This window comes from Citrobacter sp. CtB7.12, from assembly GCF_001297795.1.
In the GTDB taxonomy this organism is placed as follows: Bacteria; Pseudomonadota; Gammaproteobacteria; order Enterobacterales; family Enterobacteriaceae; genus Citrobacter_A; species Citrobacter_A amalonaticus.
Genome location: NZ_LIFT01000016.1, coordinates 15,112 through 35,517 on the forward strand (window position 1 = coordinate 15,112; position 20,406 = coordinate 35,517).

8 protein-coding genes and 1 tRNA gene are annotated in these 20,406 nt (G+C 49.7%); 3 read left to right on the forward strand and 6 right to left on the reverse strand.

Annotated features, from left to right (window positions below):
• Positions 1-400: 400 nt before the first annotated feature.
• Both AOY24_RS17310 and AOY24_RS17315 read left to right on the forward strand, forming a co-directional pair.
• Positions 401-3,688, forward strand: coding sequence for an STY4851/ECs_5259 family protein (locus tag AOY24_RS17310; protein WP_054177055.1), 3,288 nt, complete (start codon positions 401-403; stop codon positions 3,686-3,688).
• A 12-nt stretch (positions 3,689-3,700) separates the two neighbouring features.
• Positions 3,701-10,021, forward strand: coding sequence for a DEAD/DEAH box helicase (locus AOY24_RS17315; protein WP_054177056.1), 6,321 nt, complete (start codon positions 3,701-3,703; stop codon positions 10,019-10,021).
• Between the two features lie 71 nt (positions 10,022-10,092).
• Here AOY24_RS17315 and AOY24_RS17320 read toward each other — a convergent pair whose 3' ends face one another.
• The 5 genes from AOY24_RS17320 to AOY24_RS17340 all read right to left on the reverse strand — a co-directional run bounded on the left by AOY24_RS17320 (position 10,093) and on the right by AOY24_RS17340 (position 18,409).
• Positions 10,093-11,454, reverse strand: coding sequence for a restriction endonuclease subunit S (locus AOY24_RS17320; protein ID WP_054177057.1), 1,362 nt, complete (start codon positions 11,452-11,454; stop codon positions 10,093-10,095).
• A complete protein-coding gene (gene hsdM, locus AOY24_RS17325) occupies positions 11,451-13,040 on the reverse strand; it encodes a type I restriction-modification system methyltransferase (protein WP_054177058.1) in 1,590 nt (529 codons plus the stop codon). Before hsdM ends, AOY24_RS17320 begins: the two co-directional genes overlap by 4 nt.
• A 71-nt stretch (positions 13,041-13,111) precedes the next feature.
• A complete protein-coding gene (gene hsdR / locus AOY24_RS17330; protein WP_054177059.1) occupies positions 13,112-16,624 on the reverse strand; it encodes a type I restriction-modification system endonuclease in 3,513 nt (1,170 codons plus the stop codon).
• 236 nt (positions 16,625-16,860) lie between these two features.
• On the reverse strand, positions 16,861-18,126 hold the full coding sequence (locus AOY24_RS17335) for an integrase arm-type DNA-binding domain-containing protein (protein ID WP_054177060.1): 1,266 nt from the start codon (positions 18,124-18,126) through the stop codon (positions 16,861-16,863).
• Between the two features lie 198 nt (positions 18,127-18,324).
• A tRNA-Leu gene (locus tag AOY24_RS17340) sits at positions 18,325-18,409 on the reverse strand.
• A gap of 201 nt (positions 18,410-18,610) precedes the next feature.
• On the opposite strand from AOY24_RS17340, the gene AOY24_RS17345 reads away from it, so the two are divergent.
• Positions 18,611-19,630, forward strand: coding sequence for an NAD(P)-dependent alcohol dehydrogenase (locus tag AOY24_RS17345; protein ID WP_054177061.1), 1,020 nt, complete (start codon positions 18,611-18,613; stop codon positions 19,628-19,630).
• A 24-nt stretch (positions 19,631-19,654) separates the two neighbouring features.
• On the opposite strand, the gene idnK is transcribed toward AOY24_RS17345, so the two are convergent.
• Positions 19,655-20,197 (reverse strand): gluconokinase, encoded by a 543-nt coding sequence (gene idnK, locus AOY24_RS17350; RefSeq protein ID WP_054177062.1) that lies wholly within the window; start codon positions 20,195-20,197, stop codon positions 19,655-19,657.
• Between the last annotated feature and the right edge of the window lie 209 nt (positions 20,198-20,406).

A 20,406-nucleotide genomic window follows, 5' to 3' on the forward strand; every position in this document is an offset into this window, starting at 1 on the left:
TATCTCCATTTAACGCATTGATAATAATATAGAAATACTCCTGCAATACATATAATGTAATGCATACACAGCAAACATCAACCCCATGTATTCTTGACTGATGATACAACTTTTATTACTCCTGGTTGTATAGTTCTCCTGATTGCTCTATATCATAGAAGATAAATTATTCGTCATTGTGCATAGCGACGCCAAAGTAAAACTTCCTTTTATTTGAAATAATAAAACAACTCGATAAATAGGATGGAATCAATCAATTTTTGTTATCATTTAAATAAAAACCACCTGCGAGATACACCCACAAAAATTAGTAGTTGAAGTTATACCAACACAAGAGTAATCTGATCTGTTTTTTAACTAAAACTATAAGGTTTTTTCGCTTGTCTGTAAGGAGTTTGCCTTGAGTCAATCAGAATGCATTTCTTGGGTAAAATGTACTTCCTGGCTAAGTAACTTTCTTAATCGTAGAGGATTGAGACAACCTGATAGCCGTCCCCTATATGAATATCATGCGACCAATGATGAATACAATAATCTAACACAACTACTTCGTGCAGTTGGTCAAGTACAGAGTAATATCGATGATAAAGGTTACGCTGCCTGTTTTGTCCTTTTTTGCTCTGAATGGTATCGCAGAGATTATGAGCGCCATTGTGGTTGGATGTGGGACCCTATATATAGAGCATTGGGAGTATCATTAACGTCGACTGAATTAAGGATTATTATCCCTAAAGGGATGGAAGGTTACTGGAACCGCCCAATCCGATTTTACGAATCAGAACGACGTAATTTTCTCGGAACATTGTTCAGTGAGGGGGGATTACCGTTCCGCTTACTGAAAGAATCGGATAGCCATTTTCAGAATGTATTCTCCCGGATTCTCAATCAATATGGGCAGGCACAACTGGCAGGATTTTCCATACTTTCTCTAGTAAGAACTGTCATAGAAAAATCAGCCCTGCCAACTGTTTTTAGCGAAGACACCTCTGTAGAACTCATCAGCCATATAGCGGAAAAACTCAGCTCGCTGGTTCTAATGTACAACCTGAGCAATCATACCGAACCCGTGAAGCAGCTTGATAAAGTGCATCCAAAATGGCGTGATGAGTTCCCTATGCCTTTGGATGATGAAACAGGTACTCGCTTTCTTAATGGGTTGCTATGTACTGCCTCCGTAGAGGCTAAATCCCACTTACAAAAAAATAAGGGTTCCGGTTGTCAATTCTATTGGTCGGAAAACCATCCCAATCAAATCCAGGCGATAATTTCGCTGCCTGATGAACTCACCTTCCCAATCATCAGCACTCCCTCAACGACGCGATTTGAACTTGCCATTTATGAAGATGGTGAAGAAGTCACCTGTCTCGGCCCCGCCTATGCATCCCTGGAGAACGCCCATGCCAAAGTTCGCCTGCGTAAAAGTGAGTCGAGATTTGTCAGACGCCAGCCAGCTGCGAGCTTAACGATTGTTGCACGAACTGGAGGAATGATTGTTGGCACCATAAAACTTGAAGATAGTGAAATCGCCGTTGGCGAGGTACCACTTACTTTTGTTGATGATGAGGAACGCTGGTTATTGCAAGGGCAAGCTTCTTGTACTGTACGTAATAGCAATGTTCTTATTGCCTTACCTCAAGAAAAAACCACTATTTCAGGGTGTGAAGGCTCTCCAGGTACAGCGTCGTTATTAGGACTCAGAACACTGTCCGTAAAAGGACGCCAGGATATAACCATTTCCGGAGATGAAACATACAGGATCCGCACCGGGAGGGAACAATCTAATCAGAGCGGATTTGATTTTTATGGAAAACATGTTACCTGGAATTGCCATCCTGATGAAACATTCCTTGGTGTACCTAAAGTTACGGCGAAAAACCTGAATGCTGAAGATATACAATTCAAACGTTACCTGAGTGGCATATCGTTAGATGAATGTCAGGTACAAGAGATGATGGGTACGCAATATGTTTCTGTCAGAAATACTCACAATGAAACTCTACTGCGTCGAAAAATTGGGATCTTGCCAGCAGATTTTAACATTGAAATAAAGGGTGGTGAGCTAGCCAATGAAGGTTCCATTGTTATCTCAACGCAACATCCCTGCATGTCTGTCTTAAAAGATAAAACACTAGAGGTTGCTCGCAAACGCTCAGCAGGACAAACAGAAATATTACTTAAAGCAGAAGGAATACCTCCTGCGTTTGTCTCTTTGCAGATTTACCCAAATTTGGGTGCAGCCCCAGTAGAGATGACTCTACCTTTCCCTGCAAAAGGTTGCCTGGCCCTTGATGCAAATGGATGCACTCTGGATAAAAATATTACTCTGCATAATTTGCTGGGTTCGAGAGCCTTTTTATTTGGTAAAAATGGCGATCCGACACGTTTTTCACTGGAATTACATTTACGTTCCAAAAGTGGGTTACAGGCATGGCATGAATGGTGTTATACCGCGGGGGAACACCCCGTCGAACTCAATTTATACAGCCTGAGAGAGCATATTGAAAACTTACTGTCTCTTGAGACAGGAATTGACCAGGTTGTTGAGATGCAAATCAAAGGCGCAGGTGCTGTAATGAGCTGGCAGATTCGCCGCTATAAATACAGTTTACGCTATGATTATGAAAGAGAACTTCTCATCAGCCAGTCAACCCATTATCGTACCGAGCAAATGTCTTCACCTGTCATCATGTTATTGAGTGAGCCGGAGAGAAAAATCACCCCATTATCATCAAGAATGAGCGAAGGTGTACCGACAGGTGAATATGAACTGAGTTCGGTTATTAACAAAAATGGGCCGTGGTTAGTCGTCCCCAAACAGGGTGAGGAAATGGCGTTTCGCCCCTGCTTCATTCGTGGGGAACCGTCGTTACCTGTGGATGAAAGTAGTATTCGTTCATTGCAGAAAGCGACCCAGCTTTTTAATCCCCAGTCTGAAGTTAATACCATTACACTGGTACTTGAACAGATGGCTAACGATCCCGCTCATTCCGGCTGGCAATTTATGCGTTGCCTGTACGACCAATTTGGTTATCTGCCGCTGGCAACCTTTGAAGTTTGGCGTGCGCTAGTACAGCATCCACGAGCACTGGCGATGTCGCTATTTAAATTTGAGATGTCAGCTGAGTATCTGAGCCGCATTGAAAATGAGTTCCCTATTTTATGGGAGTTCTTCCCCATCTTCGAAATCAAAACCGCAGCCGATCGATTTAAATTGTTCCTGAGCCAAAAGGGTGCACCGGAAGAAACCCAGAATTTACTGGTGAAGAGCTTGTATCAGCGATTGGGGCTCGTTTTCCCGACATATGCCGACGAAATTGAGAAATGGTTAAGTTATGGACAATTCCCTCCGCCCATTCCAGAGTTCTTCATTCGCGAGTGGTATCAGGAGCTTTTACGTGAGCATAGTGAAGCTCGCTGGCCAGAGTACGGCAGCAAGCGGCTGCATAGCTGGATGACATCACAAAAAAATCCAGTGATCAGCATTAATCCTGACGCAGAATACCGCTATTCCGTTGCCTGGTTACCCGTCTTCGCCGCAGCTGTAGCAAGCGGCAATACCTCTTTTGAAGCCGTATTTGACCGTAAACCGGGTGCCGTATTTTTCCTGAGACAGGTCAGGGACTTCGATTCCCGCTGGTTTAAGGCCATCTTCCAGTGCAGCCTGTTGCGTTATTTTGCTCAAAAATAAAAAGGGATAAGAATGACTACACGCTATTTTTTGTCACTTATTGAACAATCGTTGTCTCGTTCAACTGAAGCAACACTGAGTATCATGGGGGTCACAAACCCGCAGTTGCGTGAGCACCTCGCGCAACAAATGGGCGCCGATTGTGGGAAATCAGGCTCATTCCTTGCTTCTCCCGTTTTCCAACAAATGTTTGGCTGGAAAGCGTCAAACAAAACGATGCGTAGCCTGACGGAAGGCAAGGCATTGCTCAGTAAAGCTGTGGTTGATTCGCTGGATGATCAGAACAATGGACGCTATCGTTTTGGTGCTGACTGGAAACCCTTTACTCACCAGCTAGCCAGTTGGAAGGCTCTGCTGGAAAAAAAACATTCTGTGGTAGTGACCAGCGGTACGGGTTCAGGCAAAACCGAATGTTTTATGGTGCCGGTGCTGGAAGACCTCTACCGGGAATTACATGAAAATGGCAACAACCCACTTATCGGCGTCAGGGCCCTTTTCCTCTATCCACTTAACGCCTTAATTAATTCGCAACGTGAGCGCCTGGACGCCTGGACACGTGGTTTTGGTTCCGGAATCCGATACTGCCTCTACAACGGAAATACCGAAAATCTACACGCCGCAGTGAAAAGCGAACAGGTAAAAAGACCGAATGAAGTACTCTCGCGCGAAAAAATGCGTGAAGAACCCGCTCCAATTCTAGTGACCAACGGCACAATGCTGGAATATATGATGGTCCGCCAGATCGACGCTCCAATTATCCAGCAATCTAAATCACAAAAATCATTACGCTGGATCGTATTGGATGAAGCGCATACCTATGTCGGCTCGCAGGCCGCTGAACTGGCGCTGCAGTTACGCCGCGTGATGACGGCCTTTGGTGTGACTCCAGATGATGTTCGCTTTGTAGCAACCTCTGCAACCATTGCCGGAAGCGATGCCGAAAAGCAATTAAAAAAATTCCTCTCTGAATTATCCGGTATACCGCAAGAGCGCATTGACGTACTGGACGGAAGCCGGGTTATTCCGGAACTGGAACCATGCAAACACGTTTTTATTCCGTTAGAAGAAATTGAGCAAATCCCTGATACAGACATGAAGGGCGTAAGCCCAGAGCGCTTTGATGCACTTACGCATTCACCTGAAGCGCATTACTTGCGTGAAATGTTAGTTACTCAATCGAATCCAATGAAGTTGGATGATATGACGCAGCGGTTGAACTCGCTAACAAAACAGCATTATAGCCAACAGGATGTGTTGCGCTGGATTGACGTCTGCTCTGGCACACAACCCAATACTAAGGATCCCGCATTTCTTAAGGTCAGGGCGCACATATTCCAACGCAATACCCAGGGGGTGTGGGCCTGTGTTGATAAAGAATGCAGATTAAAGCACGGTACCCCGCTGGAAAAGGGTTGGCCTTTTGGCTATGTGTATGTGAACAAACGCCAAAATTGCGATTGTGGAAGCCCGGTTTACGAGCTGGCATTCTGTAATGAATGTAATGAGCCACATCTTCTGGCGCGGGACAAAAAGGGAAAACTTGTCCAATGGGAAAATAAAGGCGGTGATGAGTTCTCTTTGCAAGATGATGTGCATATTGAAAATGATGCCGCAGAAGAAAAAGTTGATAAAGAGAGTCGTTTTCAGCCCCCACTCATTATCGCCGCAGAGAAGACCAGCGAGGCGGGTTATACCCTACAGCGTCTGGACCGTCAGACACGTCGTATTGGTGTTATTAACAATGACAGCATCCCGCTGGTTATTAACGACATTGAACAAGTATGTAGTGCCAGTAGCTGTGGCTACAGAGGCGCGAGCGGAAAACAACCGTTCCGCCGAGCCTTATTAGGTGGGCCATTTTACGTCACCAATATTGTGCCAACCGTTCTGGAATATTGTCAGGATTTTATTAGTGAAGAAGGAAAAGAGGGCGTCGGACCTGATTCGTTACCAGGTCGAGGCCGTCGACTTATTACCTTTACCGACAGCCGGCAAGGAACGGCCCGAATGGCGGTGCGCATGCAGCAAGAAGCTGAGCGCAGCCGCTTACGCGGTAGTGTGGTCGAAATCCTGAGCTGGCATCAACGAACACAGACTTCTGCAACACCGAATGCCAATGCCGATCTGGAAAAGTTAGCGACGAGGGCAAAACAGGCCCGCCATGAGGCGAAAGAATATAGAAGCTGGGGAATGCCGGAACAAGCAAAACTGGCTGAAGCGCAAGCCGAACAGCTTGAACAGGCTATTCAGGCCGCGACCGGTGGCAAAGCTGCGACTATTCTGGTTTCGCGGACCTGGATTGAAATGGTTAATGAACTTAAAGAGAAAGCCGATATTCGCGGTCCTATTCTGCAATATAACCACTATCTGAAGCCTGAAATTTTCAATGAAAATGGCGGGCCGCTGAAGCTTTCTGAAATGTTGTTATTCCGGGAGTTTATGCGCCGGCCCAAACGAACTAACAGCCTGGAAACGCAGGGATTAGTTCAGGTTGGTTATCAGGGGCTGGAGAAGATCCATAAGATGCCGGTGCATTGGCAAGAGAAAGGGCTGACGCTGGATGACTGGAAGGATTTTCTTAAGGTTACGCTGGATCTCTACGTACGTGAAAGCAACTTCACACAACTGGACGATGAGTTGAAAAACTGGATTGGTAGCCGTTTTTCATCGAAATTCGTCCGTAACCCGGACACAAAAGATCCCGAAGATAATCAGAACAGACGCTGGCCGCAAATTCGTAATGGCAATATATCCCATCGTTTAGTGAAGTTATTAATGCTTGGCGCAGGATTCAAAACCGTAAATACGGCGACGATGGATATTATCAATACGTGGCTGAAAGAAGCGTGGACCCAACTTACTGGGCCACTTGCAGTGCTGAAACCTGATGGTAACCGTTTCTATCTGCCAAAAGAGCACATGACTTTTTCTTTAATCACAGATGCCTGGATTTGTCCGGTAACCAATAAGATTCTGGATACGGCCTTTAAAGGCTTAACCCCTTATCTGCCCACCCACATTTCGTTTGAACACCTTACCAAGACACAATATGACGCTTTTGTCGCACAAAAGGTCACCATGCCGGAAATCTGGAAGCTGGATCGTTCGCAAGAAGACTACGCTCCGGGTCTGGCGAAGGTACGTGACTGGGTTAGTAAAGAACCACTGATCGCACAATTACGTTCGGAAAACGTCTGGACGGATATCAACGATCGTGTCGTTGAAGGTGGCTTCTACTACCGCACTGCAGAGCACTCTGCCCAGCAGTCTTCAGAACGTTTGCAAAGCTACGAAAAGATGTTCAAAAACGGACAGCTTAATGTTCTCAACTGCTCCACCACCATGGAAATGGGGGTTGATATCGGTGGCATTACCGCCGTAGTGATGAACAACGTACCGCCCCATCCGGCTAACTATTTACAGCGTGCCGGGCGAGCCGGGCGTAGTCAGGAATCGCGTGCGATCTCTTACACACTATGTAAAGGGAACCCGCACGATCAACAGGTTTTTGCCAACCCACTCTGGCCATTTGAGACCATGATCCCAGCCCCGATGGTGGCAATGAATTCCGCCCGGCTGGTGCAACGCCACGTTAATGCGTTATTACTGTCCGACTTTTTATGTCACGTCATTGGCGAAACGGATAAAGAAAAAACCAGTCTCGATAGCCTCTGGTTTTTCGGTGAAGACGACGGGCAATCAAAGTGTGAACGCTTTAAAGTCTGGCTTGAGCGTCCGGTTCTTGATATCGACGCGGCGCTGGAACGGCTGGTGAAAGGCACAGCATTACATGGTGCCAGACCCGACCTGTTGCGAGATAAAACAATCCAAGCGATTACGTTCATGCAGCAGCGATGGCTTTCCGTCTACCGCGATCTTGTAGCCCAGGAGCGAGAGTCGCAACCACAAACACCTTATCGCAAGCGCATAGAACTGGAGAAAAAACGACACTGTGGCGAGTATTTGCTGCGTGACCTGGCGGCCAGGACTTTCCTGCCGGGATACGGCTTCCCGACAGATGTGGTGACGTTTGATAACTTCACTATGGAAGACTATATCCGTGAAAAATCACAGAAAAGCCGGGATAAAAAAGATCGCGAAGATAATGTGTCACGTTATAAGGGACTTCCCTCGCGTAACCTGGGCGTTGCCATCCGTGAATATGCACCAGGTGCAGAGATCATACTGGATGGCCGGGTCTTCCGCTCTGCTGGCGTCTCACTGCACTGGCACAATATTAATGCCGATACCAATGAAGCCCAGCGTCTGGATTGCGCCTGGCGCTGTCACAAATGCGGGACCATAGGCTATGAAGAGGGGTTGAGCAGTTCCGGGACGCTATTTTGCACCAACAGCGCCTGTGGTGAAAAAATCATCATGGATAATCGTCGCCAGGTGTTGCAGCCAGCCGGGTTTGTAACTGATGCGCATGCGCCGGTGACGAACAATATTGAAACCATGAAATTTATCCCGGTTGTCCCTGCCTGGGTATTTGTCAAAGCAGAACCCGTACCGCTGCCGAACCCGATAATGGGGTATATGGCATCTGGCGCTGATGGGCATGTTTTCCAGCAAAGCCTTGGAGAAGGTGGGCATGGTTACGCACTTTGCCTGAGCTGCGGTCGTGCAGAGTCGATGTTGAACGCAAACGATGCGCCGAAAAGTATGGAAGCCCACTACCCGCCGCGTCCGGGAAAAGCGGATCGCGACAGCCAGAATCAACGTCTAATTTGCCCCGGTTCGACGGCGCTCATGAAGAACGTCACGCTGGGGGCATTGGCGCGAACGGATGTCTTTGAAATGGTTCTACGCAAGCCGCAAAACGGTGAATATCTCCCGGATAGCACGGAAGAAGGCCGGATTGTTGCCATGACTCTGGCGGTTGCCCTACGTCAGGCGCTGGCCGGGGTTTTGGGTATCTCCGCGGCAGAACTGGGCTACGCCGTGCGTCCGGTCAGACTGGCAGATGGACAATCGGTATTAGCCGTTCAACTTTACGATGTGATTAGCGGTGGTGCGGGTTTTGCATCCAGTGCGCCGATGCACATTGAGGCCATTCTGCGGGGAATGGTGAAGCAGTTGGGTTGCCACCACTGCGATACAGCATGCAGTGAATGCCTCCTCGACTCCCAGACTCGCCACGATCACGATTTGCTGGATCGTAAAGCGGCACAGGCATGGCTTGGTGATGACTTCTCGTACTACATCGGTTTGCCGGATGATGAAACATTCTCGCTACCGGATGCCCGATATTGCCCGGGAGCCATTGGCGATACCCTTCGTCGGGCGATTAACGAGGGTGCTGAAAAACTCACACTGTGGATGAATGGGCCACTCAATGAGTGGGATCTTTATGCCCGTCAATTCCGGGCGGCTATTCAGAACTACCGGATTAAAGACAATGTTGCGGTCGACCTTGTCATTCCTGCTGGCGTCGATGATCCGGAGCTGTTGCATGAGCTTTCGCAGTTTACTGCTTTGGGCGTGCGTTTGTGTCATAGCGAACAGGCTCTGGAATTGCCGATTGTTGCGCAAATCGCCTTTGCCGATCGCGTAATGACGCTGGCTTCACGCAGCCAGCAGGCAACTATCCCAGGGCCAGGCTGGCACCTGAATGACGAACTGGTCGTTCGCAGCCTCGGCTATAACACGGTAAAACTGAACGAGTTTGTTTTGCCGGGGAAAGCAGCGAACGCGGTTGAGCGTGTCAAAGACATAGAGATTCATAAACAGCTAAATGGTCCACTTTCGCAGTTCGGACAACGCTTCTGGGACGTGCTGTTTAACAGCCATGAAGAAGCACAGTCGCTGATGAAAAACCAACGAATCACCAGCGTTCACTATACCGATCGCTATCTGCAAAACCCGGTTGCGCTGGCACTGCTGGGGGCGATCCTGAAACCGCTAAAAACAAAGCTGACCGATGACGCGGAGCTTGAGCTTGATACTCTGTTTAAGCCCAAAGATCGTTCAGGAAATCGCCCCTCTCATGACTGGATGAGCGAAGCGGATTTTCAGGATTTCGCCGACCAGTGGTTTACTGCGGCAATGGGCAGAGCGGTAGAACTGACGGTGTTCGATTCGCCACGTGATATTCCACATCATCGTAAGCTGACGGTGACCTTTGAAGATGGTCAGACGTTAAAAATCCGCTTCGACCAGGGAATGGGATACTGGCGTATCGACTTCCCGTATGCATGGCGTAACTTTGACTTTACTGACGATGTGACTTATCAGCTAGTAAAACTGGCGCAAGCCTGCCAGGAGGGCAAAGTCCTTAATAGCGAGGAAAGCTGGGCAACGGATGTGCTGGTAGAGGTGATGACGTCTTAATGGATTAGCACTCCCAATTAAAAATTGGGAGTGCTAAAACGACTCGAGTCAGCGATGTTTGATAACCATCATTACGCTTTTTTACGCGCGGCTTTTTTACCGCTGCTGGCAGCGCGTTCGGCCTTAATTTTTTCCAGCAGCGCAGCGGCGCTGTTTTCACCGCTGATGAGATCCGGGTTTTCAGCACGCCACTGGGCGGTAAGCTCGCCGCGGAAGGCTTTCGCCAGGATCGACTGGGTAAGGTTGTTGACGCGGGTAAGTGCGCTGTTGACCTGTTTTTCGATGGTGTCGGCGTAGGCGAAGAGCTGTTCGACGCGACGGACGATTTCGTGTTGTTCGACTAGAGAGGGAAGGTTACACTTGAAAGCTCTCATTTTCTTAATACCAAACGCTGCTTGGGATGTTGAGTTAGCTTGCTGTGTTATTTCCTGCATAGTTAGTGGCGAAGACAGAAAATATCTCAAATAATCTGATGATACTTTGTCTTTAATTGGCTGAATGAGGATAACATTTGCTGATAATGTATATTTGAATCCAATCGGTAAAACACATGCTTTACCTAAAGTCCCAATTTTTCCAAAGATAAAATCACCTTCGTTTAAAGTATATCTCGCCCTATGCTCTATGAATACATCCACTGAAACTTTGCGCGCACTTGTAAAGTTAATTTTACCATCAGGTTGAATGTCTCCTATACCAATATATGGTATGCCGGCATCATCAATTTTGGGTGTCCTATGGCTGGGATGAGGGTCGATTATTGTTGCTATCTTATCTAAAGTAACTTCATTTTTCTTGGTTTGTGTTAAGTGCTTAGTTAATTCTCCACTTACAGCTGCTGCCAAAACCGCCTGACGAAAACGTTTCAGGATTTGCAGGATTTGCTCAAGACGTGCTTTGGTGCTGTCTACCTGTGCCAGCAGCGTATCGAGTTTTTCGGCGATAATTTTTTGTTCATCTTTAGGAGCTATATTAATCGTGAGCTTTTTTAGAGCATTAAGATAGATCCCTTTTTGTGCCGTTCCTTTGGAGTTTTCATGAATTTGAATCTGAAAATCTCTATTTTCTAATGCATAGCGAAAATAGGACGGCTCTAATTCTGAGGTTGATAATACCGCGACACTACGCTGTAGTGTAAATGGTGTGAAATCCTGTGGTACTAATGCTGTTCTACCTAACGTTCCTACGATAGTCAGCAAAACATCACCACTTTCAATATTTGTTCGCTTATTTTCTTCCCAAAATTCAGCTTCAGAGATAATTCTATGAGTTTCGCTAAAAATAATAGAACCATTGTTAATATTTTTTGCACTGATCATTGGTAGCCCAATTTCACTAGCTTTAGGGGGGTTATGCGAACCATCAGTAACTTTTTTGCATAAATCACCTATGCTGGATGTTTGCCACCCCTCCGGCAATTTCCCCCCACTCATGCCTTCACCTCACCAAACGCTTCATTCAGCAACTGACGCTGCGCATCCGCCTCATCCCCCGCCCCCAGCTCGCGCATTAGCGCATCCAGTTCGCCCAATGCTTGTACCAGCTCGCCCATCGCTTCTGCCGCCAGCACGTCCGGCTCCGGAAGACTGTCGGCGTCGATGCTGTCCTTATCTTTCAGCCAGGAGATATCCAGCGAATCAAATTTTGCGCTGCGGATCCACTCGCGGGTGAACTTGCGCCAGCGGCTGGTGGCCTGGTGCTGGTCGGTGTTTTTGTTCTCTTCGCTGTCGGCGACTTCGCTCTCTTCGGCGTTAAAGCTCCACTCGCCTTCTTCACGCGGGCTTAAGCCGTGCGGATCTTCGCCGTAGACGGTTTCAAACGGCTGCAGGTGCTGCTCGGTGAACGGCGTGCGCTTGCCGAAGCTCGGCATATTGGTCCGCAGGTCATACACCCACACGTCGTCGGTGCAGTTTTTATCCTTATTCGGATTGGCGACCGTGCCTTTGGTAAAGAACAGCACGTTGGTTTTGACGCCCTGGGCGTAAAAGATGCCGGTCGGCAGACGCAGGATGGTGTGCAGATGGCATTTGTCCATCAGGTCGCGACGAATATCAGTGCCTTTGCCGCCTTCAAACAGGACGTTATCCGGCACGACTACCGCCGCGCGGCCGCCGGGGCGCAGGGTTTCAATAATATGCTGCATAAAGCACAGCTGTTTGTTGCTGGTCGGGTGCACGAAGGTGCGGGTGATGTTGGTGCCCGCGGCGCTGCCAAACGGCGGGTTGGTAGCGACGATATCGGCCTGCGGTAAATTCTCGCCGTCGCTGCCCAACGTGTTGCCCAGACGGATGGCACCGCCGTGGTCGAGGTTGCCTTCAATATCGTGCAGCAGACAGTTCATCAGCGCCAGACGACGGGTGCCGGGTACCAGTTCAAGCCCGATAAACGCGCGGTGGATCTGGAAATCCTGGGTGTCGCCATCAAGATCATCCAGATCGTGGGTCTGTGACTTCACGTAGCGGTCGGCTTCAATCAGGAAGCCCGCGGTCCCGGCGGCCGGATCCTGCACCACTTCACGCGGCTGCGGCTTCAGCAGATGGATAATGGTTTTGATCAGCGGACGTGGAGTGAAGTACTGGCCCGCGCCTGATTTGGTTTCGTTGGCGTTCTTTTGCAGCAGCCCTTCGTACATATCGCCGAAGTCATCGCGGGACTTCCCGTGGTTGCCGTTGTACCAGTCCAGCGCGTCCATATAGCTGACCAGCTCAGTCAGCTGTTTGGGTTGCTCAATGGTGGTACTGACATTATGGAACACCGCCTGCACCAGTTTTTTCTCGTCCGCGCCCAGATGCACCAGCAGGTTTCGGTAAAACTGCAACTGCTCCTGGCCAATGCGCGATTTCAGGTCATCCCAGCGGTAGCCTTCCGGCAGGTAGTCCGCTTCCTGGCCGGTCTCTTTACACATTTTCAAAAACAGCAGCGAGGCGAGTTCATTGACGTAGTTTTGATAGGAGACGCCGCCATCGCGCAGGTTGTCGCACAGTTTCCATAGTTTGGCGACCAGATCGTTATTGTTCATTGAAGATCCCATGTAAAACAGCGGCCCTTATCGGGGCCGCAGAAGAAGAAATTGCCGGGGATGATAACGCGTCAGGCGAGCTCATCCCAGATGTAATCGCTGAACTTATCCAGCACGCTATCGAGGTTGTCGTCAAAGGCGCGCTGTAACATGGGCTTACCGCCGCGACGGTGGAAATTGCCGGTTTTGAAGACGTCGTCGTCGAGCACCACTTTCTCTTTGAGCGCCTGCGCTAAACGGTCGAGCCAGCTTAGCTGTTCATCGCTCCAGTCGTTTTCGCCCTTGATACGTGCCAGCGCGTGATCGACACGCTCGTCGAACGGTTTGAGCGCATCGCCCACCGCCGCACGACGGATGTGGCCGATCAGCCGGGCGGCGATATCCTGATTGCGCGTTGCCTTCCATGCGCTGCGCAGGGAGGACTCTTCAAAATGCTGGCGGTCAAACCACTCCTGCAATTCCACCAGCCCTTTACGGGTGAGGTCGCGCGGACGATTGATCACCGCCTGCAACGCGGGCTGGGCGTTAGGAGCGTGCTGCACCAGCGCATCGAACGCTTCGAGGAAATCCTGCGGCGTGTCGTAATCACCGTACAGCGATTTAACGCTCACCACCTCATCGTCAATATCGAGGAAAATAGGGGCCTCGCGCAGGGCGTTGATATCGGTTTTCAGCCTTTCGAGGCGCGCGATAAAGCCGGGAAGCTTATTGAAAATCTCGGCGCTCCAGTGCGGTCCTTTTTCCCGCAGGCGTGAGGCCAGACCGCCAAAGTTGACGCCCGCGGCATCCAGGCACAGCTCGTCCAGACGGCGAACCTGCTTATCCACCGCTTCGCTGCGATCGCGGTTATAAATGGCGAGGCCGATGATTCTCTGCAACTTAGCGACCAACTGTTCATGGCTGTGCTCGGCAAAACTGCGGCCATCCGCTTCAATGGTTTTGTAGGTTTCTGAGTCGGTAATTTCATTGACCAGCGTTTGCAGTTCCACCTGTGGACGCACAACCACCGGGCGCATGGTATCGACGCTTTCCAGCGAGCTGTAGATATCAACACAGTCGAAAATCTTAAAGCTTGTTTTCCCCACCGACGGGCACAGACGCGTGGCACGGCCCTTCATCTGCTCGTAGAGAATGCGGCTTTTGACTTTGCGCAGGAACACAATATTACAGATTGACGGGATATCCACGCCGGTGGTCAACAGATCGACGGTAACCACAATATTGGGTAGCCGCTCTTTGTTGAAGCGGACGATCATGCTTTGCACTTTCTTCGCGTCTTTATCGGCATCACCGGTGATCTTGATAATGGCGTCGTGTTCAAGCTGCGGATACTTTTTCTTAAACGCGGTGCGCAGCTCGTCAACCACCATGTCGGCATGGGCGTTGGTGACGCAGAACACCAGCGTTTTTTGCTGTCCGGTGGGATCCAGGTATTTGGTGAGCTCACCGCATACCGCACGGTTAAACGCCGGGATCACCAGGCCGCGGTTAAAATCGGCAACCTCAAAATCCTGATCGTCAGCCAGCGTATCGTTGATCAGCTCGCCTTGCGGGTTCAGGCGCTCCACCTGTTCGCCCTCGGAAAGATAGACCCCATCCTGCGCGTTACGTGTGACAATCTGAATGGGGGGATCCTGGTCGATCAAGTAGCCGTCGATCACCGCCGTTCGGTAGGTGTAGCGGTAAACCGGCTCGCCGAAAATATCTACCGTGTGCAGCGCTGGCGTGGCGGTCAGCGCAATTTTTACCGCATCGAAATGATCGAGAATGCGGCGGTAGGCGGAAACATAATCCAGCTGGCTTCGGAACTGCAGCTCGCCTTCGGTCTGCTCTTTATCAAGAATGTAGCCGCGATGTGCTTCATCGACGACAATACAATCGTAACGGCCGACCGGCATCGGTTCATCTGATTGCAGCGTGCGTTTAACCAGCGACTGAACCGTGGCGACGTGAATTTTGGTGCTGTCTTCCGGGAATTTATCGGTCAATCCTTTGATATCGAAAATGCTGTTAAAAGTGTCGCCGTTAATCCGTGTATCTTCAAACGATCCCAGCGCCTGCTCGCCGAGCGAGCGACGATCAACCAGGAACAAGACGCGTTTGAAACGCTGCGACTGGATCAGGCGGAACATCAGGGCGATGGCGGTACGGGTTTTACCGGTACCGGTCGCCATTGCCAGCAGGATCTCTTGTTGGCCGTTAACAATGGCCTTCTCTACCGCGCGAACGGCATCCTCCTGGTAATAACGCAGACCCAGTTCGCTCATTCCGGGGTTATCGGCAAACCACTGATTCTGTTTTTGCGGGTCGCTGCCCAGCATATCCAGCAGCTCTTCCGGGCGATGCCATTCCGGCAGCGCTTTCGACATATTGGTGGTGTGGCGGACGTCGCGATACCAGATACCGCTTTTGGTCTTCATTGCCGCGCGGTATTCACGCCCGTTGGTGGAGTAGCAAAAGGGGATTTTAAAACGCTGTGTGCCGCTGGTGTCCTGCCAGCTAATTTCGTAAGCAGGTACCGCTTCATGTACTTCATCAGGAGAGTAGTGTTCTAACAACGTGTCGCGTAAGAACGCGTTATCGAAGTATTTACTGTAGCGATACGATTCGTTGAGTTTGCCGGGAACATCGATATTTTTACGTTTTGCTTCGACCACTGCGATAGGCTTAAGGCCCACGAACAGAACATAATCCGCAAAACCTTGCTTCCCGGTTTCATCTTTGCCAGTTGGCCATTCGGCAATGGCTTTATTTACACCCGGTTCTGGACGCTCACCTTTGGAGAAACGTAACGTTTTACTATCGGCCTGCCAGCCCGCTTTACGCAGTTGGGCATCAATCAGGAAGCGGCTTTCTTCCTCGCTGAGATTCAGTGTGCGCTTGATAGCCTGGTCGATAATCTCTTTATGATATGCCTTGCGTTCCTGTTCGGTTTGTTTTGCTAACTCGGCGTTTTTGGCGGCGAGTTGCGCTTCCAGTGCGGCCACGCGTGCTTTGGTTTGTGCTTCGGTTTCCTGCTGTTTGCCTTCGAGAACGGCAATGTAGCCGTTGAGTGCAATTAATCGTTGCTGCTGAGCTTCCAGTTCTGCCTGGCTTTGTACTTTTTCCTGTGTCTGCTGTTCCAGTTGCTGTTTGAGGGTGAGAACTTCGGCGTGGTAGCGATCCTCACCGTGCTCAGGCAGCACAAAAACCGGCACAGGAAAGTCGTAATCTTTGGTTACCAACCGGTAATACCAGACGGCAAGACGGAAACCCAGGCGCAGGCACATCTGGGCATCATCCAAATCATTATGGTATTCGTGGACGGCCTGGTTACCAATTCGGCGCAATTTATGGAATACAGAAAGGATGTTGTCATCAACAAAGGAAATTTTGCCCAGTTCACGCAGAAGATCGTGTTGATTCTCACAGAGGGGGATATCCAGCAGCAGGCCAAGGTGTTTAGCCGTCGCTTCGCCAAACATACGCATTTTCACCAGTGCGGTGTTGGGATCATCCGGGTAATTATTTTCCGCCGCACAGGCGATGGCATAGGTGAAATCGTTGACGCCCTTCAGGAACTCAAAATTGGATTTAGTCATCATTAGGTTTTAATCCATCGCTGTGCGAGCCTATCCATATATTTAAGGCTCATAACTCTTTATCTTAGCTTTCCACATCTTCCCGGGCAATGACCAACGTCACAGCAACTGACTAATTCTTAAGGGTTCGTCTATTTTGTAGTGTTGAACTAAACACAAAAAGTCCCAAACACTTCAACCACGTCAGCTGACCATATCGAGCGCACACTTTTAAATTATAAAATCGATAAATAATTAAATCATTTCAACACATTACCATTGTTCCCAAAATCAAACGGACTCACCCCCTTCTCCCGGTTCGCATCCAAATAATCAGCCCACCACTGCAGCATCAGTCTGCGTTCATCCAAGTGCTCCGCCTTATGGATATAAGCCGCCCGCACAGAGCTACGCTCCTGATGGCTCATCTGCCGCTCTACCGCATCCCTCGACCACAATCCTGATTCAATCAAAGAACTACACGCCATTGTCCTGAACCCATGTCCACAAACTTCCGTTTTCGTGTCATAGCCCATCACTCGCAGAGCTTTATTCACTGTGTTCTCACTCATTGGTTTACGGGGATCATGATCGCCTACAAAAATCAGTTCTCGATTCCCGCTCATTCTTTTGATCTTTTTCAGAATGGCGAGAGCCTGCCGCGATAAGGGTACAAGATGGGGAGTTCGCATCTTCGAACCTCGCTGAGAATGTTTAACACCTGCCAGCGGCTCACGCTCACCAGGAATCGTCCACATAGCCGTTTCAAAATCCACTTCTGTCCAGCGAGCAAAACGTAACTCGCTCGAACGGATGAAAACCAGTAACGTCAAATCCACAGCTAACCGCGTTAACGGCCTGCCGGTGTAGTTATCAATACGATGGAGTAACTCAGGAATGCGGTTGAGATCTAGCGCAGCGCGATGCTTTCGTTTAGCTGTTGCGATCGCACCAGAGATCTCTTGTGCAGGATTGTAATCAATTAAGCCGTTCTGTACCGCAAAGCGCATTATTGCCGTTGTTCGCTGTTGAAGACGCGCAGCCACTTCAAGGCGTCCTGACTTTTCCACTGCTTTAATTGGAACCAGTAAGTCACGAGTACCAATATCTTTGATATTTCGCTTCCCAACTGAAGCAAATAAATTGTCTTCCAGGCTTTTCAATACACGAGCACTGTGCGACTCAGACCACTTTTGATTGCTGGCGTGCCAGTCTCTGGCTACCACTTCAAACGTTATCGCCTCTTGCTCCAGCTCTACCTTAACGGCTTTCTTGTTCTCACTGGGATCGACGCCATTAGCTAATAGTTTACGGGCTTCATCCCGCCGTGACCTGGCATCCGCCAGCGAGACTTCGGGATATTTTCCCAACGCCAGCATCTTTTCTTTACCGCCGAAGCGATAACGCAACCGCCAGTATTTGGAGCCGTTAGGGTGAACCAGCAGAACCATGCCGTCGCCGTCAGTCAGTTTATAGGCTTTTGCTTCAGGCTTAGCCGAACGAACCTTCACATCACTCAGAGCCATGATGAGTATCCTTTCAAGGGTCCTGTGTGGGTACAAACATAATCGAACCGGGATATACCCGCAGTTGTACCCGCATCAGTAAGTTGATGTAGATTGAATCAGGTTGACTTAGGTTGAGTGAAAACGCGAGGAAAGCCTTGCAGATACTGGATTTTAGGCACAAAAAAAGACGTCCGTTGACGTCTATTGATGTTCCGATGGTGCCGAAGGCCGGACTCGAACCGGCACGTATTTCTACGGTTGATTTTGAATCAACTGCGTCTACCGATTTCGCCACTTCGGCACTGAAGAGGTATGCGGAAAACGTTGTGGATTATACCTGTAGCACGCAACCATGCAAGCGCTAGCGTGTGTCTTCTCCGTTAAGTGTCGAAAAAATCAGCATACATCCATCCCGCGCTCTTCTTAATCCCCCCTTCTGCAAAGCGACGCCGTTTCCCATGCTCTACACTTTTCTGTTCAACACCACACTGAGGGAAACACGATGTCGATGATTAAAAGCTATGCCGCAAAAGAGGCGGGCAGCGAACTCGAACTCTTTGAATACGATGCAGGCGAACTCAAGCCGGAAGATGTCGAGGTGCAGGTCGATTACTGCGGTATCTGCCATTCCGATTTGTCGATGATCGACAACGAGTGGGGATTCTCTCAGTATCCACTGGTTGCCGGACATGAGGTGATTGGTCGCGTGGCCGCCCTCGGTAGCGCGGCGCAGGGGAAAGGCCTGAAGATCGGCCAGCGCGTGGGGATTGGCTGGACGGCGCGCAGCTGTGGTCACTGCGATGCTTGTATCAGCGGTAATCAGATCAACTGCCTGGAAGGAGCGGTGCCCACCATTCTTAATCGCGGCGGCTTTGCCGAGAAGCTGCGCGCAGACTGGCAGTGGGTGATCCCGCTTCCAGAATGCATCGATATTGAATCCGCCGGTCCGCTGCTGTGCGGCGGTATCACGGTGTTTAAACCGCTGCTGATGCACCACGTCACTGCCACCAGCCGCGTTGGGGTGATCGGTATTGGCGGACTGGGACATATCGCTATCAAGCTGTTGCATGCAATGGGATGTGAAGTCACCGCGTTCAGCTCTAACCCGGCGAAAGAGAAAGAAGTGCTGGCGATGGGTGCCGATAAAGTGGTGAACAGCCGCGATCCGCAGGCATTAACGGCGCTGGCGGGCCAGTTCGATCTCATCATCAATACCGTCAATGTTGATCTCGACTGGCAGCCCTACTTCGAAGCGCTGGCCTACGGCGGCAACTTCCATACCGTCGGCGCAGTGCTGAAGCCGCTTCCGGTTCCTGCCTTCACGCTGATTGCAGGCGATCGCAGCGTCTCCGGTTCGGCGACTGGTACACCGTATGAACTTCGTAAGCTGATGAAGTTTGCCGGACGCAGCAAGGTCTCGCCGACCACCGAGCTGTTCCCGATGTCGAAAATCAACGAGGCAATCCAGCACGTGCGAGACGGTAAAGCCCGTTATCGCGTGGTACTGAAAGCCGATTTCTGACGGTCTGACTCAGCGCCTCCCTGCTCAGAGTGAGGCGCTGAGTCGCTCTCGTGCCTGGCGAAACGCCAGAACCGCCTGCTGGCACTGCGCCGTCACATTCTCAATATCATGATTAATGTCGATACGCGCGATATCGGCCTCCTCCGCCAATGGGCACTCCAGCGCATCAAACTGACTTTTCAGCAAACCAACCGGCATAAAATGCCCTGCCCGACGCTGCATCCGTGCCAGAATAATATCGTAGTCGCCATCCAGCCAGAGAAAATGGACGTTAGGACTGCCCTTACGTAAAAAATCGCGATACTGTTTTTTTAATGATGAACAGACAATAAATCCGGTCTCATTCTTTTTATACAGACTATAAGACGCATCATTTAAGCGCTCTAACCACGGCAGTCGATCTTCATCAGTTAACGGTATTCCCTGGGACATTTTATCAATGTTTTTGGCGGGATGGAGATCGTCGCCATCAATAAACTTCGCCGATAATAATGCCGCCACCTTACTACCAATTAACGATTTACCACTTCCTGAAACGCCCATCAAAATATAGCTTTCCCCGGCCATGTAAAACCCTCTGCGTCATATTTCATGGCGCGATATTACGCCTGCACAATCGGCAATTTCACGCTTTTTTGTTTCTATAGATGAGAATTATAAAGCGCATCACGTTATGCGTAACATTGTAGTGTAACAATTTTCCAGTGTGATCTAACTCACAAATAAGGACAATTAAAACCGCTTAAATGCACCGGAGATGAAGACCTGACCCAGTG